The organism is Pseudoxanthomonas sp. J35 (assembly GCF_000513995.1).
In the GTDB taxonomy this organism is placed as follows: Bacteria; Pseudomonadota; Gammaproteobacteria; order Xanthomonadales; family Xanthomonadaceae; genus Pseudoxanthomonas.
Genome location: NZ_AZVB01000011.1, coordinates 73958 through 98343 on the forward strand (window position 1 = coordinate 73958; position 24386 = coordinate 98343).

Here is a 24386-nt window from a genome sequence, read left to right on the forward strand (position 1 = left end):
GGGGATTCTAGCGGGCCGGGCCGGGTTGCCGCGCCCCGCCGCGCAGGGCTACCCTGCCTGCCGCTCCGTGCCGCAGAAGTCCCGATGTCCGCTGTGCTGCTGAAGACGCGCTGGCCGCTGGCCGCGCTCCTGTTCCTGTCCTGCCTGCCCGCCCCAGCCCTTGCCCAGCGGGTGTCCGCCAAGGACCGCGCCGCTTCCGAGGCGATGGTCCAGCGCATGGCCGCCGCCGAGCAGCGCTACAAGGACGCCGTGGTCCTGGTCCGCAACGGCGACGCGAAGGGCGTGGAGGAGAGCAACGCCGCGCTCGAGGACATGGAGGACGTGGTCGACGCCTGCGCCAAGCAGAAGGGCTGCCCGATGTCGGACATGCTCGCCGCGTGGAAGCGCCTGCTGAAGACCGAAGTGGACGTGGCCTCCGCGGAGGACGAAGGCCTGGAGGAGGACGAGCCGCTGGAGGCCGATACCGCCCTGGCCGCGGACATCCCCGAGGCCGCGCGCACGATCCGCCTGCTTGGCGACGACCGCCGCCACGCCTTCGACCACATGGTCCAGTTCAACCCGGCGATCCAGGCCGGCATCCGTCGCTGGCTGACCGACATGCGCCCGCAGCTGATGACCAGCTACGAGAACTACCAGTACATGCGCCACCTGATGTGGCCGGAGTTCGAGCGCCGCGGCCTGCCGGAGGCGCTGCTGTTCGGGATCATGGCCAAGGAATCCAACGGCCGCGTGCACGCCACCTCGCGCGCCGGTGCCGCCGGTCCGCTGCAGTTCATGCCGGCCACCGGGCGCCGCTTCGGCCTGGGTCCGGACGGCACCGGCTTCGACACCCGCTACGACCCGCGCAGCGCCGCCGCCGCCAGCGCCGCCTACCTCAACGAGCGCCTGAAGCAGCTCAACAACGACCTGGAAATGTCGCTGGCCGGCTACAACGGCGGCGAGGGCCGCGCGCTGCGCGTGCACCGCAACTACGGCGGCACCGGCTTCTGGAACGTCTCCGCCTACGAGCAGTTCCCGATCGAGACCCGCGACTACGTGCCGATGGTGATCGCCGCGGCGTGGATCTACCTGCACCCGAAGCAGTACGGCGTGGTGTTCCCGAAGGTCGAGCCGCATCCGGCCACGCTGAAGCTGGCCGCGCCGGCGAGCATCTACGAGCTGACCATCTGCCTGGGCAACAGCGGCAGCCGCGACGGCTACATGCGCGCCCTGCGCAACCTCAATCCGCGCTACGAGGCCGACAGCTGGATCCCGGCCGGGACCGTGCTCAACGCCACCAGCCACATCGTCGGCCTGTACCAGCGCCATTGCACGGGCGGCGCGCGTGCGCAGCTGGCGCAGGCGCTGGTGCGCGCCGATCCTACCGCCGCCCTGGTCCGCGACACCCCGGCCGGCACGGTGGCGGTGGGCGACCTGGTGCCGCTGCCGGGCGCCGCGCCGGTGCCGGCGTCGCCGGCCAGGGCGAAGCCCAGGCCGGGCAGCTACCGCGTGGCCAAGGGCGACACCCTAGGCCGCATCGCGCAGAAGCACGGCTGCGACGTGAAGTCGCTGGCGCGCGCCAACGGGCTGAAGGCGCCGGGTTACAGCGTGCGCGCCGGGCAGCAGCTGAAGCTGGAAGGCTGCCGCGGTTGAGGCACCACGCCGGATGACCGGCAGCCGGCACGACGGGCGCGCGTGCCGGCGGGTGGCCGGAGGACAGCAGCGGGGCAAGCCCCGCTCTACGGGGCGGTCGCGGACGGCGCGCAGGCGCGCGTCAGCGGCGCAGGTGGGCGAGGGCCTGGCCCAGCTTCACCGGGGATTCGGCGGCCAGGCCCGGGGCCAGGTCGGCCACGCCCGGCGGCAGCAGCACGATCACCGTGGAGCCGTAGTTGAAGCGCGCCATCTCGGCGAAGCGCTCCAGCACGATGCCCTTGCCGCGCCAGTCCTTGCGGGTGATGTCGTCGCCGTACTCGGGGATCTCGACGCCGCTCCACACCGTTTCCACGCCCGAGACCAGCAGCGCGCCGACCATCACCGAGGCCATCGGCCCGAAGTCGGTGTCGAAATGGCAGACCAGCCGCTCGTTGCGCGCGAACAGGCGCGGCACCGAGCGCACCGCGGCGGTGCCGACGCTGAACAGCCGGCCCGGGACGTGCACGGTCTCGCGCAGCACGCCGGTCCACGGCATGTGCACGCGGTGGTAGTCGCGCGGCGACAGGTACACGGTGGCGAAGCTGCCACCGGCGAAGACCCGCGCCGCCTCGGTATCGCCGAGCAGCTCGGCGGCGGTGAAGCCGTGGCCCTTGGCCTGGAAGATGCGGCCGTCCTCGCCGATCGCACCGAGCTGGCTGATGTGGCCGTCGGCCGGCATCAGGATCGCGCGCGGATCCGGGTCGGGCACGCGCGCGCCGGGCTTGAGCGCGCGGGTGAAGAACGCATTGAAGGTGGGGTAGGCGGTCGGATCCGGCTCGGCGGCTTCAGCGAGGTCGACGTTGAAGCGACGGATCGCCGTGTCGATCAGCGTCTGCTTCAGCCACGGGTTTTCCGAGTACGCGGCGCTCCGGGCGATGGAGCTCAGCAGGCGGTGCGGCAGGGCCCAGGTCAGCGCGGTGATCAGGCTCAAGGCGCGGCCTCCACCTGGTTCAGCACTTCCAGGTCGCGGGCGATGGCCAGCGGCTGGAACGGCGGGCGGATCAGCCCTGCCAGGCGGCCCTGCGGGTCGAGCAGGGCGATGTTGGCCGAGTGGTCGACGCTGTAGTCGTTAGGATTCGCGGCGTAGCCCTTGCCGGGCACCTTCATGAACACGAAGCCGAGCGAGGTGGCGAACTTCTCCAGCGCGGGGATGTCGGCCGTCGCCGCCAGGGTGTCCGGGTGGAACGCGTGGGCGTACTCGCCGGCCTTGGCGGGCGTGTCGCGCTCCGGGTCCACGGAGACGAACAGCACGCGCGGCCGGGTCGATTCCGGCAGCGCCTCCCACTGCTTCTGCGCCTGGGCCAGCTCGGCCAGGGTGGTCGGGCACACGTCCGGGCAGAAGGTGAAGCCGAGGAACACCAGGGTCCAGTGCCCGGCCAGTTCGCCGGGGACCAGCGGGGTGCCGTCGGACTGGCGCAGGTTGAAGGCCGGCAGCTGGCGCGGCTGCGGCAGCAGGGTCACGGTCTGCAGCTCCGGTGCGGGCGCGGCGGCGTCGCGGTCGAGCAGGTGGAAGGCGGCCAGCAGTCCCAGGCCCGCGGCGAGCGCGGCGGCCAGGATGTAGGCGGTGGTGCGGTTGAACATGCGCAGGTCCGGCGTCGTTCGGGCCGGACATGATACCGGCCCTGCGGGCGCGGGACGGTGAATGGCGGGCGCCTGGCCTATAATTCCCGGCCCCTTTCCGGTTGCGCCCGCGCGGCGCCGCGCCATGACTGCCGATTCGGCCGCCGAGCTGCACACCATCATCGACCTGATCCGCTACGGCGGCAGCCGCTTCAACGAGGCCGGGCTGACCTTCGGGCACAGCTACGACAACGCGATGGACGAGGCCACCCAGCTGGTCCTGCACGCGCTGCACCTGCCGCACGACCTGAGCCCGGTGTATGGCCAGTCGCGCCTGACCACGGCGGAGAAGCAGAAGATCCTGGGCCTGTTCCAGCGCCGCATCGACGAGCGCGTGCCGGCGGCCTACCTGACCGGCGAGGCCTGGTTCGCCGGGCTGAGCTTCAAGTCCGACCGCCGTGCGCTGGTGCCGCGTTCGCCGATCGCCGAGCTGATCGAGAACGGCTTCGAGCCGTGGCTGGGCGGGCGCGAGGTGCGCCACGCGCTGGACCTGTGCACCGGTTCCGGCTGCATTGCCATCGCCATGGCCCACTACAACCCGGACTGGCAGGTCGACGGCGTCGATATCAGCGACGACGCGCTGGCCCTGGCCGCGGAGAACAGGGCGCGCCTGCACGCGGACAACGTCACCCTGGTCAAGTCGGACCTGTTCGCCGGCCTGCAGGGCCGCCACTACGAGCTCATCGTCACCAATCCGCCGTACGTCACCGACGACGAGACCGACGCGCTGCCGAAGGAATACTCGTACGAGCCGGAGCTGGGCCTGCGCGCCGGCCCCGACGGCCTGGACCTGGTGCTGAAGATCCTGCGCGACGCGCCGCTGCACCTGTCGCAGGACGGCCTGCTGATCTGCGAGGTGGGCGAGTCCGAGCGCCACCTGGTCAAGCTGCTGCCGGAGCTGGACCTGGCCTGGATCGAGTTCAAGGTCGGGCAGATGGGCATCTTCGCGGTCGAGTGCCGCGAGCTGATCGCGCACAACGCACGCATCGCCGAGCTGGCCGCGGCGCGCGGCTGATCGGGCCGTTCGCGATCGACGCCCAGGCGGGAACGGGAGCAACCGCAAGAGCCTGACGGCGCGGGCTGCGGCGGGAGTCCGCCGCCGTACGGGTCCGCCCCTTGGGACGGCATCCTGTCTCTGCGCGGATCCGTGGCACCTCCATATGCCACGCGGTCCATGCCCCCGTGCGATGACGGCTTTCGGGGGGGGGGGGGGCGGGGTCTGCGGTGCCGCCAGCGTCGGAAACGCAGAACAGGCGCAATACCGTTACTGCGGCAACGGTTCCGCTGCACTGCAGCAGGCGTCGCCGATATGCGATGCTTGCACGTCTCCCATCGGAACCCCGCGCGGGGCGCGCCTTGAGCAGCAACACCTTCGGCAAGCTGTTGTCGGTCACCACCTTCGGCGAATCGCATGGTCCGGCCATCGGCTGCGTCATCGACGGCTGTCCGCCGGGGCTGGAGATCGCCGCGGAGGAGTTCGCCCACGACCTGCAGCGCCGCGCCACCGGCAAGTCGCGCCACACCTCCGCGCGGCGCGAGGCCGACGAGGTCGAGATCCTCTCCGGCGTCTACGAGGGCCGCACCACCGGCACCCCGATCGCGCTGCTGATCCGCAACACCGACCAGCGCAGCAAGGACTACGCGAACATCGCCGCGCAGTTCCGCCCCGGCCACGCCGACTACAGCTACTGGCGGAAGTACGGCATCCGCGATCCGCGCGGCGGCGGCCGCAGTTCCGCGCGCGAAACCACCATGCGCGTGGCCGCCGCGGTGATCGCCAAGAAGTGGCTGAAGCAGCGCCATGGCGTGACCGTGCGCGGCTTCATGGCGCAGATCGGCGAGGTGGTGCCGGCGGGCTTCGACTGGAGCGCGGTGGAGGAGAACCCGTTCTTCTGGCCGCACGCGCCGCAGGTGCCGGAGCTGGAGGCGTACATGGATGCGCTGCGCAAGTCCGGCGATTCGGTCGGCGCGCGGGTGACCGTGGTCGCCGACGGCGTGCCGCCGGGCTGGGGCGAGCCGATCTACGGCAAGCTCGACGGCGAACTGGCCGCGGCGCTGATGAGCATCAATGCGGTCAAGGGCGTGGAGATCGGCGACGGCTTCGGCGTGGTCGCGCAGAAGGGCACCCAGCACCGCGACCTGATCTCGCCGGAGGGCTTCGCCAGCAACCATGCCGGCGGCATCCTCGGCGGCATTTCCACCGGCCAGCAGGTGGTCGCGTCGATCGCGCTCAAGCCGACCTCCAGCCTGCGCCTGCCGGGCCCGACCGTCGATGTCGATGGCAACCCGGTCGAGGTCGTCACCACCGGCCGCCACGATCCCTGCGTGGGCATCCGCGCCACGCCCATTGCCGAGGCGATGGTGGCGCTGGTGCTGATGGACCAGGCCCTGCGCCACCGCGCGCAGTGCGGCGACGTGGGCGAAGTGGGTCCGCGCATCCCCGCCGGCGCCGGCGCCCTCGGCGAAGGGCAGGGGAGCTGAGGTCCGCGCCATGCCTGCCCCGCGTCCCCGCGTATGGGTTTCGCAGCCGCTGTTCGACGACATCGTTGACCAGCTGGCGGCCCATTGCGAGGTGGACGCCGTCGTGGAGGTCACCGAACACGACCCGGTCGCGATCGCCGCCGCGCTGCGCGAGGCCGATGGCGCCCTCATCACCCTCAACGAGCGCATCGGCGCCGCCGAACTGGCGCAGGCGCCCAGGCTGCGCGCGATCGCCAACGTCGGCGTCGGCTACAACAACCTCGATATCCCCGCGCTGGACGCGGCCGGTGTCATCGCCACCAACACGCCCGACGTCCTCACCGGGACCACGGCCGATCTCGGCTTCGCCCTGCTGATGGCGGCCGCGCGCCGCGTCACCGAATCCGAGCGCTGGCTGCGCGAAGGGCAGTGGAAGCAGTGGTCGTTCTCGACCATGCTCGGCGCCGACATCCACGGCAGCACCCTCGGCATCCTCGGCATGGGCCGGATCGGCCAGGCCATCGCCCGCCGCGGCCACCACGGCTTCGGCATGAGGGTGCTGTACCACAACCGGTCGCGCCTGCCCGAGGCGGTGGAGCAGGGCGTGGGCGCGAGCTACGTCGACTTCGACACCTTGCTGGCCCAATCCGACCACCTACTGCTGGTGCTGCCGTACTCGGCGGCAAGCCACCACATCATCGACGCGGCCGCCCTGGCGAAGATGAAGCCCACCGCCACCCTGGTGAACATCGCCCGCGGCGGGCTCGTCGACGAACCGGCGCTGGCCGATGCGCTGGCCAACGGCCGCCTCGCCGCCGCCGGCCTGGATGTCTACGAGGGCGAGCCCGTCGTGCGCCCGGAACTGCTGGCGCTGCGCAACGTGGTCCTGACCCCGCACATCGGCAGCGCCTCGCTGGCCACGCGCCGGGCGATGGTGCAGCTGGCCGTGGACAACCTGCTGGCGGCGCTCGGCTTCGGCCCGCGCGCCGGCCATCCGGCCAATCCGGTCACCGCGACGAAGACGCGCACCGCGAATACCGCGGCCGATCGCATTACCGGCATTACCACCATTGCCGGCACCGGCAAAACCGCGGCCGGCAAACGATAGGGAACCTCCATCCGCGCCCGCAGCACATCGCAGGCGCCGCCCGGAAGGAGGTTCCCCGAACCCGGCCCCGCGCGCAGCCGCGCTCTTCCACCGAATCACGAATCCCCAATCACGAATCACGGATCTCAAATGAGCACCACAGAACGTCGTTTCACCGTCGCCGTCGTCGGCGCCACCGGCGCGGTCGGCGAGACCATGCTGGCCATCCTGGCCGAGCGCCAGTTCCCCGTCGGCGAGATCGTCGCCCTGGCCTCCGAGCGCTCCGCCGGCGGCGAGGTCGAGTTCGCCGGCCGCAAGGTCAAGGTCCAGGACCTGGCGACCTTCGACCCGGCCGGCGTGGACATCGCCCTGTTCTCGGCCGGCGGCAGCGTCTCCAAGGAATACGCGCCGAAGTTCGCCGCTGCCGGCGCGGTGGTGATCGACAATTCCTCGGCCTTCCGCTACGACGACGACGTCCCGCTCGTGGTCAGCGAGGTCAACCCGGAGGCGGCGAAGAACCGCCCGCGCGGCATCATCGCCAACCCCAACTGCTCGACCATGCAGATGCTGGTGGCGCTGGCGCCGCTGCACCGCGAGTACGGCATCGAGCGCATCAACGTCGCCACCTACCAGTCGGTGTCCGGCGCCGGCCGTTCGGCGCTGGAGGAACTGGGCCGCCAGACCGGCGCGCTGCTCAACTTCCAGGACGCCGATCCGCAGCGCTTCCCGGTGCAGATCGCCTTCAACCTGATCCCGCACATCGACGACTTCCTGGACAACGGCTTCACCAAGGAAGAGATGAAGCTGGTCTGGGAGACCCGCAAGATCCTCGGCGACGACAGCATCCAGGTGAACCCGACCGCGGTGCGCGTGCCGGTGTTCTTCGGCCACTCCGAGGCCGTGGCGATCGAGACGAAGAAGAAGGTCACCGTCGAGGCGGCGCGCGCGCTGCTGGAGAAGTCGCCGGGCGTGGAGGTGGTGGACGAGCGCAAGCCGGGCGGCTACCCGACCCCGGTCACCCACGCCTCGGGCAACGACGCGGTCTACGTGGGCCGCATCCGCGAGGACTTCTCGCACCCGCGCGGCCTCAACCTGTGGATCGTCTCGGACAACATCCGCAAGGGCGCCGCGCTCAACGCGGTGCAGCTGGCCGAGCTGGTCGCCGCCGGCGGCTGACCGTCGGCGCCCGGCCGGGCCGGTCGACGGCCTGGCCGGGTGCTGCGCCGCGGCGCGCGCCGGCTGCTACAAACGCAGGGCGTCCGTTATAGTGCGCCGCATGAAGAAGAGGGGACAGGGCGCCACGCGCCCGTGGCATTGGCTGCTGGCGCTCGCGCTCGCGCTGCCGGCCGGCAATGCGCTGGCGCTGGGGCTGGGCCAGATCCGGGTGCTGTCGGCGCCCGGGCAGCCGCTGCTGGCCGAGATCCCGATCATTTCCAACGAGCCGGGCGAGCTGGAGAACGCGCGGGCGCGCCTGGCCTCGCCGGAGACCTTCGCCCGCGTCGGCCTGCAGCCGCCGACCGGCCTGGTCAGCGACCTGCAGTTCGAGATCGCCGCCGACGCCCAGGGCCGGGCCGTGCTCCGGGTCACCAGCACGCGGGCGGTGGACGTGCCGGTGGTGGGGTTCCTGGTGGAGGTCGACTGGGGCCAGGGCCGGCTGGTGCGCGAATACTCGGCGCTGGTCAACGCGCCGCAGACCGCCGCGGCGATCGAGGCGCCGGTGATCGAGGCGCCGCAGGCGGCGCCGTCCACTGCCATCGTCCGTGCCCCGCAGGTGGAGGCTCCTGCCTCCGCGGCGCCTGCCGCGCCCCCGGTACAGCCGGCAGCGCCGGCGGCCGCACCGGCGCCGCAGCCGCGCAGCACCCCGCGCGCCAGCGCCGCGCCGGGCGAGGTGCTGGCCCGGGTCGAACGCGGTCAGACGCTTTCCCATGTCGTCGCGGCGATGGACCGCGGCGGCCACAGCTTCGACCAGGCCATGGTGGCGCTGCTGCGCGCCAACCCGGAGGCCTTCATCGGCGGCAACATCCACCGCGTCCGCAGCGGCGCGGTGCTGCGCATGCCCGGGGCCGACGACTTCGGAATGGACGCGGCCGCAGCCACCGCGCTGGTGCGCGAACACACCGCGCAGTGGCGACAGGCGACGCCGGTGCCGCAGCCGGCCGACGCCGGCACCGCCACGGCGGATGCGGCGGCCGCGAAGGCTGTGCCCGCGGCGCAGGCGCCGGCCGCGGCCGGGCAGGGCGCGCGGCTTGAAATCGCACCGGCCGTCGCGGCGGCGGGCACCCAGGCGACTGAATCCGGACTTGGCGCCGGTGGCGAGGGCGACATGCTGGCAAACGAACAACTGCGCCAGGCCCAGGAAGACCTGGCTGCGCGCGACAGCGAGCTGCAGGAGCTGCGCAGCCGCGTCGAGGAGCTGGAGAAGCTGCAACAGCAGCAGGCCAGGCTGATCGAGCTGAAGGACAGCGAGCTGGCCGCCGCGCAGCAGGCGCTGGCGAAGACCAACGATGCCGGCGCCCAGGGCGCCGGCGGCGGCAGCCCGGCGTGGCTGTGGGGCGGTCTGGTGCTGGGGCTGGTGGTGATCGGCGCCTGGTGGCTGGCGCGCCGGCCCAAGCCGAGTCCGATCCCGCTGCAGCGCAACGGCAGCTTCGACGCCGCCGCCCTGGCCGCGGCGATGCCGCAGACCCAGCAGGATCCGGTGCTGGCCGCCGACACGCCCGACCTGGCGCACCACGCCCACGAGGACGCGTTCGCCGCCGCAACCGCCGAGCAGGAACTGCCGGCCTGGCACGTGGACGACCCGGCCGCCGAAGTGATGCCGATCAACCCGGCCCCGGCCGGCCGCGAGCGCCTGGAACTGGCGATCGCCTACCTGGACCTGGGCGATGTGGAAACCGCGCGCACCCTGCTGCACGAGGTCGCGCTCGGCCACGATCCTTCCGCCCGCGACGAAGCGGCCCAGCTGCTGCGCGAGATCGGCTGAGCCAGGACGATCATGCGTTACGCGCTCGGCGTCGAATACGACGGCGGCGGATTCCAGGGTTGGCAGGGCCTGGGGCCGTCCGGGCCGCCGACCGTGCAGGCCACCCTGGAGCAGGCGCTGTCCTCGGTCGCCGACCAGCAGATCACCGTGACCTGCGCCGGCCGCACCGACGCCGGCGTGCATGCCGAATGCCAGGTGGTCCACTTCGACAGCACCGCGCTGCGCGACCCGCGCGCGTGGACGCTGGGCGTCACCGGCCGGCTGCCACCCCAGGTCTGCGTGCGCTGGTGCGTGCCGGTACCGCTGGAATTCAATGCCCGCTTCTCGGCACGGGCGCGCCGCTACCGCTACCGCCTGGTCAACCGCCAGGTGCGGCCGGCGCTGTACCGCCAGCTGATGGCCTGGGAACGGCGGCCGCTGGATGCCGAGGCCATGCACCGGGCCGCCCAGGCGCTGCTGGGCGAGAACGACTTCAGCGCCTTCCGCACCGTGCACTGCCAGGCCCCGCACGCCCGCCGCGACCTGCAGGAGATCCTGGTACGACGGGCCGGCGAGGTGGTGGAGATCGAGGTGCAGGCCAATGCATTCCTCCATCACATGGTTCGGAATATCGTGGGCTCCTTGCTGGAGGTGGGCGCCGGCGCGCGGCCGGAATCGTGGATCGCCGAGCTGCTGGCCGGGCGCGACCGCACCCTCGCCGGGCCCACCGCGCCGCCGCAGGGACTGGTGTTCCTGCGTCCGCTGTATCCGTCCGAATGGGGCCTGCCCGCGGAGGTGACGTTGTGAGCCGCATCCTCTATCGCACCCGGATCAAGTTCTGCGGGATGACCCGTCCGGGCGACGTGCGCCTGGCCAGCGAGCTGGGCGTGGACGCGGTCGGCTTCGTGTTCGCCGAAAGCAGCCCGCGGCGGATCACCGCCGGCGAAGCCCGGCAGCTGCGCACGGCGCTGGCGCCGATGGTCAGCAGCGTGGCCCTGTTCCGCAACAACACCGCCGCCGAAGTGCGCGACGTGGTGCGCCAGGTGCGGCCCTCGCTGCTGCAGTTCCATGGCGAGGAAGAGGATGCGTTCTGCCGCACCTTCCGCGTACCGTTCCTCAAGGCGGTGCCGATGGGCGGTGGCGAGACCTGGGATGCGCGCGCGTTGCAGCAGCGCTGGCCGCATGCCGACGGCTTCCTGTTCGACAGCCACGGCACCGGCGGCTCCGGCGGCACCGGCCACGCCTTCGACTGGAAGAAGCTCCCGACCGGGCTGCACCGGCCGTTCGTGCTGGCCGGCGGCATCACCGCCGACAACGTCTACGACGCGATCCTCGCCACCCAGCCGTGGGCGGTGGACGTGGCCAGCGGCATCGAGCTATCGCCCGGCATCAAGGACGGCGACAGGATGCGGCGCTTCGTCGCCGAGGTGCGGCGGGCGGACTGCAGCTTCAACTAGCGCCCTCGTAGAGTCGGGCTTGCCCGACTCCCCCGCATGATGCGCCCGCGCGCACGAACAGCGCGTCACGCCCGGTAGAGTCGGGCTTGCCCGACTCCTCCGCCTGATGTACCCGCGCGCACGAACGGCTCGGCACGCCCCGTAGAGTCGGGCTCGTCCGACTCCCCCGCCCAATATCCCCGCCCACGTGAGACGCAGCGGGGCAAGCCCGGCTCTACAGGGGCTGTCCCTTTCGCGCCGGGGCGGAGAGGCCGTTGTGCACCATCGGGCTGCCGCCTTCAGCCGCTCCTGCGCACGCGCGAAGAAGCCAGCTGCGCTTCGGCCAGGCCCAGCAGCATGCGCCGGGTTTCGCGACCGGCGGTCCGGAAGGCCAGCAGCAGGCGGCGCTCGAGCGGATCGTCGACCAGCTCCGCATCGGCTGGCGGTTCGGCGGCAGGGGATTCGTCGTAGGCCAGCGGGCCGCGGCCGGTGGCCAGCCATTCGAAGCGCACGCCGGTCACGCAGGCCAGGCGCTCCAGCCGTGCCGTTGCCGGCATCACGCCGACGGCGCTTTCCCAGTTCGCCACCGCGCCACGGGTCACGCCCAGTTGCGCGGCCAGCATTTCCTGCGACAGTCGCGCCCGCTGGCGCGCGATGCGGATCCGCATTGCAAGGTCCATATGCCACCGCCTGCTCGTCCGTGCAGTCCGCCCAGCCTAGTCCCGGCGAACCGGGCCCCGCAAGCGGAGGTCCGGGTGCAAGCGATATTGGCGATTCCTGTGCAGTTCCGCTTGCAGGCTCGGTCCGGCCGAAGCGGCAGTGCAGGCGTGCGCCGCCATGCAAGCGGAACTGCCGTCGGCCGGGCAGTTTTCCGACTTGCGCGCGAGGCCAGGGCGGCGGGAGGATCGGTCGCCCCTCGCTGCCGGATCCGCGCGGCGGGGCGGAGCGGGGCGAAGGATCGCGCCGGATGCGTGCAAAGGAGTGCCGCATGAGCGAAGGGCTTTTCCGCAGGGAAGCACTGGACGCGCGCCGCAGCAGCTGGCTGGGCGGCATCCAGCTGGCGCAGCCGGTGCGGCTGTGGATGCTGACGCTGGGCGCCGCCATCGCGGCCTCGGCGGTAATCCTCTTCCTGGTGCTGGGCACCTACACCCGTCGCTCGACCGTGACCGGCCATCTGGTGCCGACGCGCGGGCTGTCGACCGTCGTGGCGCCGGCCCGCGGCGTGGTCGGCAGCGTCGAAGTGCAGGAAGGCGACCGCGTGCGCGCCGGGCAACCCCTGGCGGTCGTCACCGTGCCGCGCGCCACGCCTGGCAACGGCGATACGCTCGCGGCGCTGGAGGAGCGCCTGCAACGCCGGCAGGAAGGCCTGGACGCCGGCCGCTCCGCGCAACTGCAGCAGTTGCGCGTGCAGGAGGCGGGGTTGCGGTCGCAGCTGGCCACCGCGCGCCGCGAACTGGCGCAGGTCGAGGCGGAGATCGCCACCCGCCGCGAGCAGGTCCGCATCGCCCGCGAGACCCTCGATCGCCTGCGCCAGCTGGAGGACGTGCGTTACGTGAGCCTGCTGCAGATCAAGCAGCAGGAATCGGCGGCGCTGGCCCAGCTCGGCGAGATGCAGGTGCTGGAACGGCAGGCCACGGCGACCCGCCGGATGATCGCCCAGCTCGAACAGGCCCTGGCCGAGCTGCCGGCGCAGCGCGGCAGCACCAACGCCGGTTACGCGCGCGAGCTGGCGGCGCTGGAACAGGAACAGGTGGAAACGCGCGCACGCGGCGAACTGGTGCTGACCGCCGCGGTGGACGGCATCGTCACCACGCAGCTGGCCAAGCCCGGCCAGGCGGTGCAGGCCGGGCAGCCGCTGCTCACCGTGCTGCCCGGCGACGGCGTTCTCGAGGCGGAACTGCTGGTACCCAGCCGCGCAATCGGCTTCATCGAACCTGGCGACAGGGTGATGCTGCGCTACCAGGCATACCCGTACCAGAAATTCGGCCACCAGCAGGGGCGGGTCGAACGCATCAGTCGCAGCGCGCTGGGGCCGGGCGAACTGGGCGACGCGCAGGCGGCCGAGCCGTCCTACCGCGTCACCGTGGCCCTGGCCCGGCAGGCCGTGGTCGCCTACGGCAGGGAAGAGCCGCTGCGGCCGGGAATGCTGCTGGACGCCGACATTCTGGGCGAGCAGCGGCGGCTGGTCGAATGGCTGCTGGAGCCGCTGTACTCGCTCAAGGGTGTCGGCTGAGCCGGAGGAATGGAATCCCCGATGTAGTCCCGGTCATGGCGCAGGAAGCGCCGCAACGAAGAGGAGAAGAGTGATGGACACACTTGGAATGGAATGGTCCTGCATGATGACGGGCACTGACTTTACCGGGACAAGACGCCTGTCCACCCCTAGGAGGCACAGATGAAAGCCGTGGCCATCGTTCTGCTTGCGGGATTCGCTGGCGGCTCTGCAATCAGTCCTTCCGCAGGGCGAGCCCTGGAGTTCTGCAACTCGAACAATCTTCCGGACAGCACCAGGATCGAGATCTCGGTCAGCACCGGGGAGGGCTCGGTTGGGGCTGGAGGTGGCGCTCGACACAGCGCTACCGTGACCGTGAAAACGAGCTGCGGCGAGCTTCGGGAACTCGCCGACGGGAAGAAGCCCCGTGAGGGAAGAATGGTTCAAGACCAAGGAGAGAATGATGCGGAACATTGACATGATCGAAGCCGAAGCTGTCTGTGGTGGGTACCAGGAGGAATCTCCACCCGTATTCAATGAGGCGGTATGGAACCAGTTGCTGCGTTTACTCGAATGGCAGGAAAAGGATCCTTATCGTCGGGAGAAGTGATGCGCTTCATGATCCCTGTCGCGCTTCTGCTCCTTCCTGCGCAGGTTCCGGCGCAGGAGGATGTGGATGCGCCGCCCTTCTATCCTGCTGAGGACGCCAGACGCCTCGCGTACGAGCCCATCGCCTACATGGTGGACGATGAGACTTGCGAGCGGGTCGAGGGTCATCTTCTCGCGGACGGGAGCCTGGCAGGAGAAGGTAAGAAAGGTGCGCTGTTCCGCCTGGATAGTCCCCAGCGACCATTCATGCGGGTCGCGACGCGTGCGGATGGGGTCTATGTGGCAAGGTTTCCAGCCAGTCCTGGCGAAGTCACCCTGGCGAGGGCCTACGTGGTTGACCGTCGTTCAAGGCGATACATCTATGGCAAGGCCACCGTCGCGAAGTGCGTAGAGGGGCGAGCCGAGGTTGGCTTGCCACAATCAGCCGATGGCGGCAGCGGTATTTGAGTCGGAAAGGATTGCCAGACGGACTGGCGACCCATGGACACAGGGAATGTGTCGTAGATCAAGGAGGACACCATGCGCATCGTCGATGTTGCCGACATGGAGCTCGTGGCCGGTGGGTACGAACCTGGCGACTTTCCGGAGCACGATTACGAAGAGGTCGAGAGGCAGCTGCCGCAACTGGTCGATCTGCTCGAGGATCAGGTCCGGCGTAACGGCCCGCGGCATGGTTGACGCACAGCGGCCAGGCTGGACCAGCCTGCTGTTTCTGGTGGGAATTCACGCTGCACAGGCAGCAGTGCCTGTGCAGCTGCCCACATACTCGCGGGCTGTCGATCCGGCGGGATTTCCTGCGGCGCGCATGATCGATGATGCGAACTGCGAGGTCGTCTCCGGCGTGAGGCGCCGCGGCAATGACGGGGTCTTCAGGCTGGTTCCCCATGCCTCGGCCGCCCTGTATCGCAAGGGCAGTCCCGGTATGCCGTTCATGCGGGTCCAGTCAGGCGAGGACGGGATCTTCGCTGTCCGTTTTCCGGCGGTTCCCGGCGAGGTGATCCGGATGCGAGCGTACGTCGTCGAGGAGAAGACCGGGACTGTCCGCTACGGGAATGCAAGAACGATGAAATGCATCAAGGCCAAGGTATCGGTGGGCGAAGTGTTACCGGCGGCAGGGGGAGGGGAACCGCACCCGTTGGCGGCAGAGGAGTAGCCGCAGGACGCACCGGGAGCTTGTATTCGCAAGGAGGCGAGGCAGGTGGGTACGGGATCGTTGAAGCCGGTCATCCAGAGCGAGGCCGCCGAGTGCGGGCTGGCCGCACTGGCCATCGTCGCCGGTGCGCATGGTCTGCACCTGGGGATTGCCGAGCTGCGGCACCGATTCCCGCTTTCGCTCAAGGGCGCGCGCCTGGACCAGCTGATACGCATGGCGCAGGCGCTGGGTTTCTCGACCCGGCCACTGCGTCTGGACATGGAGGACCTGTCCAGGCTGCGCCTGCCGTGCATCCTGCACTGGGACCTCAACCACTTCGTGGTCCTTGCCCGGGTGGATCGCAGGACCGCGACCATCCTTGACCCTGCGTTCGGCGAGCGGCGGATGCGCCTGGGCGAGGTGTCGGACCATTTCACCGGGATCGCGCTGGAGCTCGGGCCGGCGGCCGGATTCCGGCCACTGAAGCCGAAGCCTGCGATCACGGCGCGGCAGCTGACCGGGCCCGTGCGCGGCCTGTGGGGCGCACTGGCGCAGATCCTCGCGCTGTCGGTCGCCCTGCAGGTCTTCGTGGTGCTGTCGCCCTTCTTCATGCAGTGGGTCGTGGACCAGGTGCTGGTGTCCGCGGACCGCGACCTGCTGACCGTGCTGGGCCTGGGCTTCGGTCTCGCCCTGCTGCTGCAGATCGGCGTCGGTGTGCTGCGCGGCTGGTCGGTCGTGTACCTGTCGTCGCGGCTGGGCCTGCAATGGATGGGCAATGTCTTCGCCCACGCGCTGCGGCTGCCACTGGACTTCTTCGAGAAGCGCCACTTGGGTGACATCACCTCGCGCATGGGATCGGTGCAGGCGATCCAGCGCACGCTGACCACCAGTTTCGTCGAGGCGATCATCGACGGCCTGATGGCGCTGGTGACCCTGGTGCTGATGCTGGTGTACAGCTGGAAGCTGGCGCTGGTGACCCTGCTGGCGGTGGCGCTGTACATGGGCATCCGCGCGATCGCCTACCGTCCTGTGCGCGACCGGACCGAGCAGCAGCTGGTGGCGGCGGCCCGCCAGCAGACCCACCTGCTGGAGTCGTTGCGCGGCATGCAGAGCCTCAAGGTCGCCGGCGAGGCGCCGCAAAGGCGCGCCACCTACGAGAACCTGATGGTGGAGACGGTCAACCACGAGGTGCGGCTGGCACGTATGGGCCTGGGCTTCAGTGGCGCCAGCCAGCTGGTGTTCGGCGCCGAGCGGATCGCGGTCATCTGGATCGGCGCGGTGCTGGCCCTGCAGAACGTGTTCTCGGTCGGCATGCTGATCGCCTACCTGGCCTACAAGGACCAGTTCGCCTCGCGGATGGCGGCGCTGGTCGACCACTGGATCGAGTTCCGCATGCTGCGCCTGCATGGCGAGCGCCTGGCGGACATCGTGCTGACCGCGCCGGAAGACGACGGCGTCGAGGCGGAGCTGCCGCCTCCGCCGGACACGCGCATCGAGGTCGAGGGCCTGTCTTTCCGTTACGGCGAAGGCGAACCGTGGGTGCTGAGGGATTGCAGCTTCACCATCGACCCCGGTGAATCGGTCGCGATCGTCGGCGCCTCCGGTTGCGGCAAGACCACCCTGGTCAAGCTGCTGCTGGGCCTGCTCAAGCCCACGGAGGGACGCATCTGCATCGGCGGTTACGACCTTGCGAAGGTCGGTGCGCGCAACGTGCGCCCGATCGTCGGTGCGGTAATGCAGGATGACCAGCTGTTCGCCGGCAGCATCGCCGACAACATCAGCTTCTTCGATCCCCGCTACGACCTTGCGCGGGTCGAGGCGGCGGCACGGATGGCAGCCATCCACGACGAGATCGCGGCCATGCCTATGGGCTACCACGGCCTGATCGGCGACATGGGGAGTTCGCTCTCCGGCGGGCAGAAACAGCGGCTGATCCTGGCACGCGCGCTGTACCGCCAGCCGAGGCTGCTGTTCCTCGACGAGGCCACCAGCCACCTGGACGTGGCCAACGAGCGCCTGGTGAACGAGGCGGTGAAGGCGCTGAGGCTGACCAAGGTGATCGTGGCCCATCGCCCGGAAACCATCGCCAGTGCCGACAGGGTGCTGGTGCTGGATGGAGGGCGCATATGCGAAGCCGCAAGCGATCGCGTGCGCGCCGAAGCCCGGGTGGTGCTGGCCTGAGGTGCCGTCCGGCCGGCGTCCGGGTTCGTCAGTGCCGACGGATCAACTCCGCAGCTCACGCTGGAGCCATCCACCCAGCGCAGTCACCCGCGGTCCTTCTTCGCCCCGGCGGGTGCACAGCGCCCAGTGCCCGCCGGTGTCGATGAAACCCCATGGTGCGACCAGGCGCCCGCTTTCCAGGTCGGCCTGCACGAGTTCCTGCGGCGCAATCGCCACGCCCAGCCCGGCGGCCGCGGCTTCCAGCAGGTAGGTGAGGTGGTCGAAGCCGGTGCCGGCGCGCCAGCGGCTGCCGTCCAGTCCCTGCGCCTCGAACCAGCGCGGCCACGCCTGCGGGCGGGAAGTGGTGTGCAGCAGCGGTTCGTCCAGCAGGGCCTCCGGGGCCACGTCGCGCAGGGTCTCGAAGCGGGTATGGCGCGGGCTCAGCACCGGCCCGATCCGCTCCGGGGCGAGCCGCTGCACGTCCCATTCCGGCGGCCAGGGTGCCTCGCCCAGCAGCAGGGCCGCATCCAGCCCCGACAGCAGGGCGTCGAATCCGGACTCCTGCGCCGACAGGTGCAGCTTCAGCCCGGGCAGGTCGGCACCCAGGCGCTCCAGACGCGGGATCACCCAGCGCGCCAGCAGGCTGCCCGGGCAGCCCAGCACCAGCGCGGCCGGGCGCTGTCCGCGCTGCAGGCTGGTCCAGGCCGCCTGCAGGGCGTTGAAGGCGTCGCCGGCGGCGTCGCGCAGGCGCAGGCCGCTGGGAGTCAGCGCCAGGCCACGACCGTCGCGCAGGAACAGCGGCGCGCCCAGTGCCTCCTCGAGGCTGCGGATCTGCCGGCTGACGGCGCCGTGGGTCACGTGCAGTTCCCCGGCGGCGCGGCTGACGCTGCCCAGGCGGGCGGCGGCCTCGAAGGCCCGCAAGGCATTGAGCGGGGGCAGCGGGCGTGACATGGGTGTGAGTTTATCTCACATGTCTGTTCGAATTTGTCGATTTATCCGGGGCTGACCTGTGCGTTAGGCTGAGGCATCGCCCGCTCACCGACGCCTGCCATGACCGCCACCGTCCAGGACTTCCATGCCTACCCCGACGCCCAGGGCCACTTCGGCCGTCACGGCGGCCGCTTCGTCGCCGAGACCCTGATCGGGCCGCTGCAGGAGCTGGCCGCGGCCTACGACGCCGCCAGGGTCGATCCGGCCTTCATCGCCGCCTTCGAGAAGGACCTCAAGCATTACGTCGGCCGGCCCAGCCCGATCTACCACGCCGAGCGGCTGAGCCGCGAAGTCGGCGGCGCGCAGATCCTGCTCAAGCGCGAGGACCTGAACCACACCGGCGCGCACAAGATCAACAACACCATCGGCCAGGCGCTGCTGGCCGCGCGGATGGGCAAGAAGCGGATCATCGCCGAGACCGGCGCCGGCCAGCACGGCGTGGCCAGCGCCACCGTGGCCACCCGCCTGGGTCTGGAGTGCGTGGTCTACATGGGCGCCACCGACATCGAGCGGCAGAAGATCAACGTCTACCGGATGAAGCTGCTCGGTGCGACGGTCGTGCCGGTAACCAGCGGCTCGGCCACGCTCAAGGACGCGCTCAACGAGGCGATGCGCGACTGGGTGACCAACGTCCAGGACACCTTCTACATCATCGGTACCGTCGCCGGCCCGGACCCGTATCCACGCATGGTGCGCGACTTCAACGCGGTGGTCGGACGCGAGGCGAGGGCGCAGATGCTGGCCGACTACGGCCGCCTGCCGGATGCGATCACCGCCTGCGTCGGCGGCGGCAGCAATGCGATCGGCCTGTTCCATGCCTTCCTCAACGATGCCTCGGTACGCATCGTCGGCGCCGAGGCGGCCGGCGACGGCATCGAGACCGGGCGCCATGCCTCGTCGCTGGCCGCCGGCCGCGTCGGCGTGCTGCACGGCAACCGCACCTACGTGATCTGCGACGACGACGGGCAGATCATCGAGACGCATTCGATCTCCGCCGGCCTGGACTACCCGGGCGTCGGCCCGGAGCACGCCTTCCTCAAGGACAGCGGCCGCGCCGAGTACGTCGGCGTCACCGACGAGGAAGCGCTGGAGGCCTTCCACCGGCTCACCCGCACCGAAGGCATCCTGCCGGCGCTGGAATCCAGCCATGCCGTCGCCCAGGCGATCAAGCTGGCGCGCGAACTGCCGAAGGACAGGCTGGTGCTGTGCAACCTCTCCGGCCGCGGCGACAAGGACGTGCACACCATTGCCGCGCGCGAGGGCATCGCCCTGTGATGCGCGGTGCCGTGGCGCGCGTGGTTGCCAGCGAGGCGGCGGTCCGCGCCGGCCGGCGCGCACGCATGGCCGCCGGCGCCCACGCTGGTGCGGTGCGCCCGCGATGGTCGTGCGTCGGCAGCGCCCCGGCTTCCTCCTTCTTCCAGAACCAGAAGAGCCTCCTCCCATGAGCCGCTTCGAACGCAAGTTCTCCCGCCTCGCCGCCGAAGGCCGCAAGGCGCTGATTCCCTTCGTCACCGCTGGCGATCCGTCGCTGGAGGCCACGCTGCCGGTGATGCATGCCCTCGTCGAAGCCGGTGCCGACTGCATCGAACTGGGCGTGGCCTTCTCCGACCCGATGGCCGACGGCCCGGTGATCCAGCGCAGCTCCGAGCGCGCGCTGGCGCGCGGCGCCGGCACCGACTACGTGTTCGACTGTGTGCGCCGCTTCCGCGAGCGCGATGCCGACACGCCGGTGGTGCTGATGGGCTACCTCAATCCGGTGGAGATCCGCGGCGCGGCGCGCTTCGCCGGCGAAGCGGTGGCGGCCGGCGTCGACGGCGTGCTGCTGGTCGACCTGCCGCCCGAGGAAGCCGAGGACTTCCAGGCGCCGTTCAACGCCGCGGGCCTCGCCCTGGTGATGCTGGCCTCGCCGACGACCAAGGCCGAACGCGCGGCAATGCTGTGCGCGCACGCCCAGGGTTATCTCTACTACGTCAGCTATGCCGGCGTGACCGGCGCCGACCGCCTCGACACCGGCGCGGCCGGACGGCGCCTGCAGGAACTGCGCGCCGGGGCGAAGGTGCCGGTGGTGGCCGGGTTCGGCATCAAGGACGCGGCCAGCGCCAAGGCGATGGCGGCCGATGCCGATGGCGTCGTGGTCGGCAGCGCCCTGGTTTCGGCGCTGGCCGACGCCACCGGTGCGGAGGATGCAGCCGCCCGCGCCCGCGCCTTCCTGGCGCCGCTGCGCCAGGCCGTCGACGGCTGATGAACTTTCCCCTCCCTCCGCGAGAGGGCGGGTCGTAGCCGGACAAGGCCGCAAGGCCGCATCAGGGAACGGGTTGCATCCGCTGCCCGGAGAACGACGCCTTCCGCAAGGTTGTCCCGCTCTCCACCGTGGGAAGGGCAGGGCGGGGAGAGGCTGCGACGCCGCGGCTCACCGGCATCTCCGCGACACCTCCCATTCTCGGATAGGGGCTTCAAGCCCGCGCAGGGATGCGGCTCGCGGCCATCAGGGGTTCCCGCGACTGTTGTCCCCGGATGCGCTTCGCTTGTCCGGGCTGCATCCCAGGCTCCTCCATCACCAAACGCTGGCTACACCTTCGCTGCAACCTCCGGGACGGTGCCTGGTGGAGACCCGAAAAGGTCCCGCGCGATCTCCTCCGTCGGGATCGCGCCTTCCAGCTGCAGCAGGAAGCGCTTGGCCGGCAGGCCACCGCCGAAACCGGTGAGCGAGCCATCGGCGCCGATCACGCGGTGGCACGGCAGCACGATCGGCAGCGGGTTGCGGCCGTTGGCGGCGCCGACCGCACGCGTGGCGGTGGGACGTCCGACCCTCGCGGCCTGCTGCGCGTAGCTGGCGGTGCAGCCGTAGGGAATCGAGGCCAGCGCGAACCAGACCTCGCGCTGGAACGGCGTGCCCTGCGGTGCCAATGGCAGGTCGAACGTGCGGCGGGTGCCGGCGAAGTATTCGTCCAGCTGCGCCTGCGCGCGGTCCAGCAGCGGATGGTCGCCTTCGCGCCAGTCGCTGCGGCGCTGCGGGTGGCGGTTGCTGGGGAACTCGATCGCGTGCAGGCCCGCGTCGCTGGCGGCGATCGTCAGCAGGCCGAGCGGGCTGGGAATACGGCGGAAGTGGATCGTGTTCATTCGGTGTCCTCCGCGGAAGCGGGTGGCGACGCCGCGGCGTCGCGCCACAGGTGGATGACGGCGTAGCCGCGCCAGGGCCGCCAGGCGTCGGCGCGCGCCGCCAGCTCGCGTGTCGGCATGCGGCTGCCGTCGTCCGGCACCGCCTTGCGCAAGACCAGGTCGCCGGCCGGGAATGCATCCGGATGGCCGAGCGCGCGCAGCGCCAGGTACTGCGCCGTCCACGGGCCGATGCCCGGCAACGCGCTCCAGCGGTCGACGAACTGCTCGAGCGTCTGTTCCGGCGCGAAGCCGATGCGCCCGTCGAGCAGGGCGCGGGCGATGCCGCGCACGGTGAGCACGCGGGTCGGCGTCAGCCCGGCGCCTTCGAGATCGCCTTCGAGCAGCGCCTCGGCCACCGGGAACAGATGGCTCAGGCCCGCCGCCAGCGGCGCAGGCAGCGCGTGGCCATGGCGCCGGGCGATCCGCGCGCAAAGCGTGCGCGCCGCGGCGACGCTGACCTGCTGCCCGGCCACCGCGCGCACTGCCACCTCGAACCCATCCCAGCCGCCGGGCAGGCGCAGGCCCGGGCGCTTGCGCAGCAGCGGGCGCAGGCGCGGGTCGGCGGACAGCACCGTGGCGATCGCATCCGGATCGGCGTCCAGGTCGAACATGCGCCGCACCCGGCCGACGATCGCCGCCAGCTGCGCCGGGGCTGCGCCCTGCAGTTCCAGCTTCAGCGCATGGGTGCGTCCGTCGCGGCCGGCCGGCCAGGCGCTGACCCGCAGCCAGCCCGGCGCTTCCGGCGTGCCGAAGGTGCGCGCATAGCTGCGTGCGTCGACGTGTTCGATGCCGGGCAGGGCGCGGGTGCGCAGGAAGTCCAGCATCGCCGCGAAGTCGTACGGCGGGCGGTACGCCAGCCGCAGCACCAGTGGCTGCGCGGGGTCGGCGGCCGGCGCGTCATCGGCGGCGTGCCTGCGCAGGTCGCGCGGCGCCATCCGGTACGCCTCCTGGAACGCGGCGTTGAAGCGGCGCAGGCTGCCGAAGCCCGCCGCCAGCGCGACCTCGGTGATCGGCAGCGGGGTCTCGGTCAGCAGCTGCTTGGCGAACAGCAGGCGGCGGGTGCCATGCACGCCGGCCGGGGCCGCGCCCAGGCGCTGCACGAACAGGCGGCGCAACTGGCGTTCGCCCAGGTGCACGCGCGCGGCCAGTTCGGCCAGCGGGCGCTCGGCGAGGAAGCCCTGGTCGATCAGTTTCAGCGCCCGCGCCACGGCCTCGTCGCCGCGCCGCCAAGCGCCGTCACCGGGCGACAGCTCGGGCCGGCAGCGCAGGCAGGGGCGGAAGCCCGCCGCCTCGGCGGCCGCCGCGCTGGGGTAGTAGTCCACGTTCGCGCGCTTCGGCGCCGGCGCCGGGCACATCGGCCGGCAGTAGATGCCGGTGCTGCGCACGGCGGTGAAGAACAGGCCGTCGAAGCGCGGATCGCGGCTCAGCCGCGCCCGTTCGCAGATCTGCGGATCGGGCAGGCGGCTGGCATCGGGAGCGGGGGAGGACATGGACGCAGGCTAGCACCGCCCACGCCCCCGGACTCGCCGTTTCCGGACATGACTGCCCGGGGCCACGCGGGGGTTCAGGGCGCGCGCAGCGCCGGTCGCAGCGTGGCCGGATCGCCGTCCCCCGGTCGCGCCGGCAGGCCCAGCAGCGAGGCGAGCAGCGGGTACACGTCGACATTGTCGAACGGCGGCAGTTGCGCGCCTTCGCGGAATGAGGGGCCATGCGCCACGAACACCGCGCGCATCGACGGCAGGTCCGGGTCGTAGCCGTGCGCGCCGCGTTCGTGGGGTCCGGCCGCCGCGCGGCGCTCCAGCATCGCCCGCGGCAGCGCGTTCCAGCCTTCGTCCATCTGGCAGACCAGCGGCGGGATGCGCGGGTGGGTGCCGTAGTGCAGGCGCTCCGGCAGCTCGCTCTTGCGCCAGCACTGGTAGTGGTCGTGGCGGCCGAGCAGGCGCGCCTCGACCGCGGCCTCGAAACCGGGATTCGGCGCCAGCCCGATCACCTGGCCGATGCTCACCACCCGGGCTTCCTCGATCGATGCCATGTCCTCCACCGCGATGAAGTGGGTGGGTGGCACCAGGGCCATGCCGTGGTCGGAGACCACCACCACGTCCAGCGCGAGCCCGGCGGCCTGCGCCTTCGCCAGCACCTCGCCGATGGCCGTGTCGACCGCGCGTATCGCCGCCCGGGCCTGCTGCGACCACGGCCCGTGCTCGTGCGCGGCCTGGTCGACCTGTTCGAAGTACACCGCCACGAAGCGGGCGCGGCTGGCGCCGGGGGCGGTAAGCCAGCCGGCCACCGCCTCGACGCGCTCCGCGAGCGGGATCTCGTTGACGAAGATCTGGTTGTGGCGCGGCACCACACCGTCCCGCGGCGCGGAAGCGCCCGGCCAGGCCCACACGCCGGTGACGATGCCGGCGCGCTCGGCGGTGGTCCACAGCGGTTCGGCCTGCCACCAGCCCGGCACGGCCGCCTCGTCGGCATCGCCGACGACGAAACGGCCCAGTTCCGGGTCGTTCATCGAGTTGTGGACGATGCCGTGGTGGTCCGGGCGCATGCCCGTGGCCAGCGTGTAGTGGTTGGGGAAGGTCAGTACCGGGAACGAGGGCCGCATCCATTGCGCGCGCACGCCGCTGGCGGCGAGGCGGTCCAGGGTCGGCGTGTCGCCGCGGCCGAGCGCGTCGGCACGCAGCCCATCGACCGATACCAGCAGCAGCGGTACCGGCGTGCCGGTGGCGGAAGAAGGGCTATCGGAACGATGCGAGGCCGCGCAGGCGGACAGCGACAACAGCAGGAACAGGGCGACGATACGGCGGAAGGACATTGCGCGGCGGGGGAAGGAAGACCTGTAAAGCTTGGCAGAACCGGAGCGTTCCCGCATGCTCGGATCTCATTGCGCGCGC

23 protein-coding genes are annotated in these 24386 nt (G+C 71.2%); 16 read left to right on the forward strand and 7 right to left on the reverse strand.

Annotated elements, in window-relative coordinates; translation table 11 throughout:
• Nucleotides 1-84 precede the first annotated feature (84 nt).
• Nucleotides 85-1632, forward strand: a complete 1548-nt coding sequence (locus PSEJ35_RS0108750; RefSeq protein WP_028917449.1) for a transglycosylase SLT domain-containing protein — start codon at nt 85-87, stop codon at nt 1630-1632.
• A gap of 121 nt (nt 1633-1753) precedes the next feature.
• Here the strand turns inward: PSEJ35_RS0108750 and asd are convergent, their stop codons facing one another.
• On the reverse strand, nt 1754-2602 hold the full coding sequence (gene asd, locus PSEJ35_RS0108760; protein WP_028917450.1) for an archaetidylserine decarboxylase: 849 nt from the start codon (nt 2600-2602) through the stop codon (nt 1754-1756).
• A complete protein-coding gene (locus tag PSEJ35_RS0108765) occupies nt 2599-3252 on the reverse strand; it encodes an SCO family protein (protein ID WP_028917451.1) in 654 nt (217 codons plus the stop codon). The genes asd and PSEJ35_RS0108765 overlap by 4 nt, the downstream gene beginning before the upstream one ends.
• A gap of 124 nt (nt 3253-3376) precedes the next feature.
• Here PSEJ35_RS0108765 and prmB point away from each other — a divergent pair, with 124 nt between their 5' ends.
• The 7 genes from prmB to PSEJ35_RS0108800 all read left to right on the forward strand — a co-directional run bounded on the left by prmB (nt 3377) and on the right by PSEJ35_RS0108800 (nt 11254).
• Nucleotides 3377-4306, forward strand: coding sequence for a 50S ribosomal protein L3 N(5)-glutamine methyltransferase (gene prmB / locus PSEJ35_RS0108770; protein ID WP_028917452.1), 930 nt, complete (start codon nt 3377-3379; stop codon nt 4304-4306).
• 341 nt (nt 4307-4647) lie between these two features.
• Complete coding sequence (gene aroC / locus PSEJ35_RS0108775) at nt 4648-5772, forward strand: chorismate synthase (protein ID WP_028917453.1); 1125 nt, start codon at nt 4648-4650, stop codon at nt 5770-5772.
• Nucleotides 5773-5782: 10 nt separating this feature from the next.
• Nucleotides 5783-6859 carry a D-glycerate dehydrogenase gene (locus PSEJ35_RS0108780; protein ID WP_028917454.1) on the forward strand — a complete coding sequence of 359 codons (1077 nt, stop codon included), beginning with the start codon at nt 5783-5785 and terminating at the stop codon, nt 6857-6859.
• A gap of 129 nt (nt 6860-6988) precedes the next feature.
• Complete coding sequence (locus PSEJ35_RS0108785) at nt 6989-8014, forward strand: aspartate-semialdehyde dehydrogenase (RefSeq protein WP_028917455.1); 1026 nt, start codon at nt 6989-6991, stop codon at nt 8012-8014.
• A gap of 100 nt (nt 8015-8114) precedes the next feature.
• The gene (locus tag PSEJ35_RS0108790; RefSeq protein ID WP_028917456.1) at nt 8115-9818 is read left to right on the forward strand and encodes a FimV/HubP family polar landmark protein; all 1704 of its coding nucleotides are present in this window, start codon (nt 8115-8117) and stop codon (nt 9816-9818) included.
• Between the two features lie 12 nt (nt 9819-9830).
• The gene (gene truA / locus PSEJ35_RS0108795; protein WP_028917457.1) at nt 9831-10604 is read left to right on the forward strand and encodes a tRNA pseudouridine(38-40) synthase TruA; all 774 of its coding nucleotides are present in this window, start codon (nt 9831-9833) and stop codon (nt 10602-10604) included.
• Nucleotides 10601-11254 carry a phosphoribosylanthranilate isomerase gene (locus PSEJ35_RS0108800; protein ID WP_028917458.1) on the forward strand — a complete coding sequence of 218 codons (654 nt, stop codon included), beginning with the start codon at nt 10601-10603 and terminating at the stop codon, nt 11252-11254. The genes truA and PSEJ35_RS0108800 overlap by 4 nt, the downstream gene beginning before the upstream one ends.
• A gap of 278 nt (nt 11255-11532) precedes the next feature.
• Here PSEJ35_RS0108800 and PSEJ35_RS15865 read toward each other — a convergent pair whose 3' ends face one another.
• Complete coding sequence (locus tag PSEJ35_RS15865; RefSeq protein ID WP_232207619.1) at nt 11533-11901, reverse strand: helix-turn-helix transcriptional regulator; 369 nt, start codon at nt 11899-11901, stop codon at nt 11533-11535.
• A 320-nt stretch (nt 11902-12221) separates the two neighbouring features.
• On the opposite strand from PSEJ35_RS15865, the gene PSEJ35_RS0108810 reads away from it, so the two are divergent.
• From PSEJ35_RS0108810 to PSEJ35_RS0108830, 6 genes are all read left to right on the forward strand, one after another.
• Entirely contained in the window at nt 12222-13466 is a 1245-nt protein-coding gene (locus tag PSEJ35_RS0108810) for an HlyD family efflux transporter periplasmic adaptor subunit (protein ID WP_037082870.1), read from the forward strand.
• A 457-nt stretch (nt 13467-13923) separates the two neighbouring features.
• The gene (locus PSEJ35_RS17760; RefSeq protein ID WP_255326734.1) at nt 13924-14055 is read left to right on the forward strand and encodes a hypothetical protein; all 132 of its coding nucleotides are present in this window, start codon (nt 13924-13926) and stop codon (nt 14053-14055) included.
• Nucleotides 14055-14501: a hypothetical protein gene (locus tag PSEJ35_RS0108815; protein WP_028917460.1), complete on the forward strand. Its 447-nt coding sequence runs from the start codon at nt 14055-14057 to the stop codon at nt 14499-14501. Before PSEJ35_RS17760 ends, PSEJ35_RS0108815 begins: the two co-directional genes overlap by 1 nt.
• 72 nt (nt 14502-14573) lie before the next feature.
• Nucleotides 14574-14732: a hypothetical protein gene (locus tag PSEJ35_RS17225; protein WP_156924777.1), complete on the forward strand. Its 159-nt coding sequence runs from the start codon at nt 14574-14576 to the stop codon at nt 14730-14732.
• Nucleotides 14725-15207, forward strand: coding sequence for a hypothetical protein (locus tag PSEJ35_RS0108825; RefSeq protein ID WP_156924778.1), 483 nt, complete (start codon nt 14725-14727; stop codon nt 15205-15207). Before PSEJ35_RS17225 ends, PSEJ35_RS0108825 begins: the two co-directional genes overlap by 8 nt.
• A 60-nt stretch (nt 15208-15267) precedes the next feature.
• Nucleotides 15268-17367 (forward strand): peptidase domain-containing ABC transporter, encoded by a 2100-nt coding sequence (locus PSEJ35_RS0108830; RefSeq protein ID WP_028917462.1) that lies wholly within the window; start codon nt 15268-15270, stop codon nt 17365-17367.
• A 42-nt stretch (nt 17368-17409) separates the two neighbouring features.
• Here PSEJ35_RS0108830 and PSEJ35_RS0108835 read toward each other — a convergent pair whose 3' ends face one another.
• Entirely contained in the window at nt 17410-18297 is an 888-nt protein-coding gene (locus PSEJ35_RS0108835; RefSeq protein ID WP_028917463.1) for a LysR family transcriptional regulator, read from the reverse strand.
• Nucleotides 18298-18396: 99 nt separating this feature from the next.
• Between PSEJ35_RS0108835 and trpB the strand changes: the two genes are divergently transcribed.
• Both trpB and trpA read left to right on the forward strand, forming a co-directional pair.
• Complete coding sequence (gene trpB / locus PSEJ35_RS0108840) at nt 18397-19611, forward strand: tryptophan synthase subunit beta (protein ID WP_028917464.1); 1215 nt, start codon at nt 18397-18399, stop codon at nt 19609-19611.
• A 166-nt stretch (nt 19612-19777) separates the two neighbouring features.
• On the forward strand, nt 19778-20578 hold the full coding sequence (gene trpA, locus PSEJ35_RS0108850; protein ID WP_028917465.1) for a tryptophan synthase subunit alpha: 801 nt from the start codon (nt 19778-19780) through the stop codon (nt 20576-20578).
• Nucleotides 20579-20904: 326 nt separating this feature from the next.
• On the opposite strand, the gene PSEJ35_RS0108855 is transcribed toward trpA, so the two are convergent.
• The 3 genes from PSEJ35_RS0108855 to PSEJ35_RS0108865 form a co-directional block, all read right to left on the reverse strand.
• Nucleotides 20905-21456 (reverse strand): methylated-DNA--[protein]-cysteine S-methyltransferase, encoded by a 552-nt coding sequence (locus tag PSEJ35_RS0108855; protein ID WP_028917466.1) that lies wholly within the window; start codon nt 21454-21456, stop codon nt 20905-20907.
• The gene (locus PSEJ35_RS0108860; RefSeq protein ID WP_028917467.1) at nt 21453-22985 is read right to left on the reverse strand and encodes a DNA-3-methyladenine glycosylase 2; all 1533 of its coding nucleotides are present in this window, start codon (nt 22983-22985) and stop codon (nt 21453-21455) included. Before PSEJ35_RS0108860 ends, PSEJ35_RS0108855 begins: the two co-directional genes overlap by 4 nt.
• 74 nt (nt 22986-23059) lie before the next feature.
• Nucleotides 23060-24307, reverse strand: a complete 1248-nt coding sequence (locus PSEJ35_RS0108865) for an ectonucleotide pyrophosphatase/phosphodiesterase (protein ID WP_037082874.1) — start codon at nt 24305-24307, stop codon at nt 23060-23062.
• Nucleotides 24308-24386: the final 79 nt, after the last annotated feature.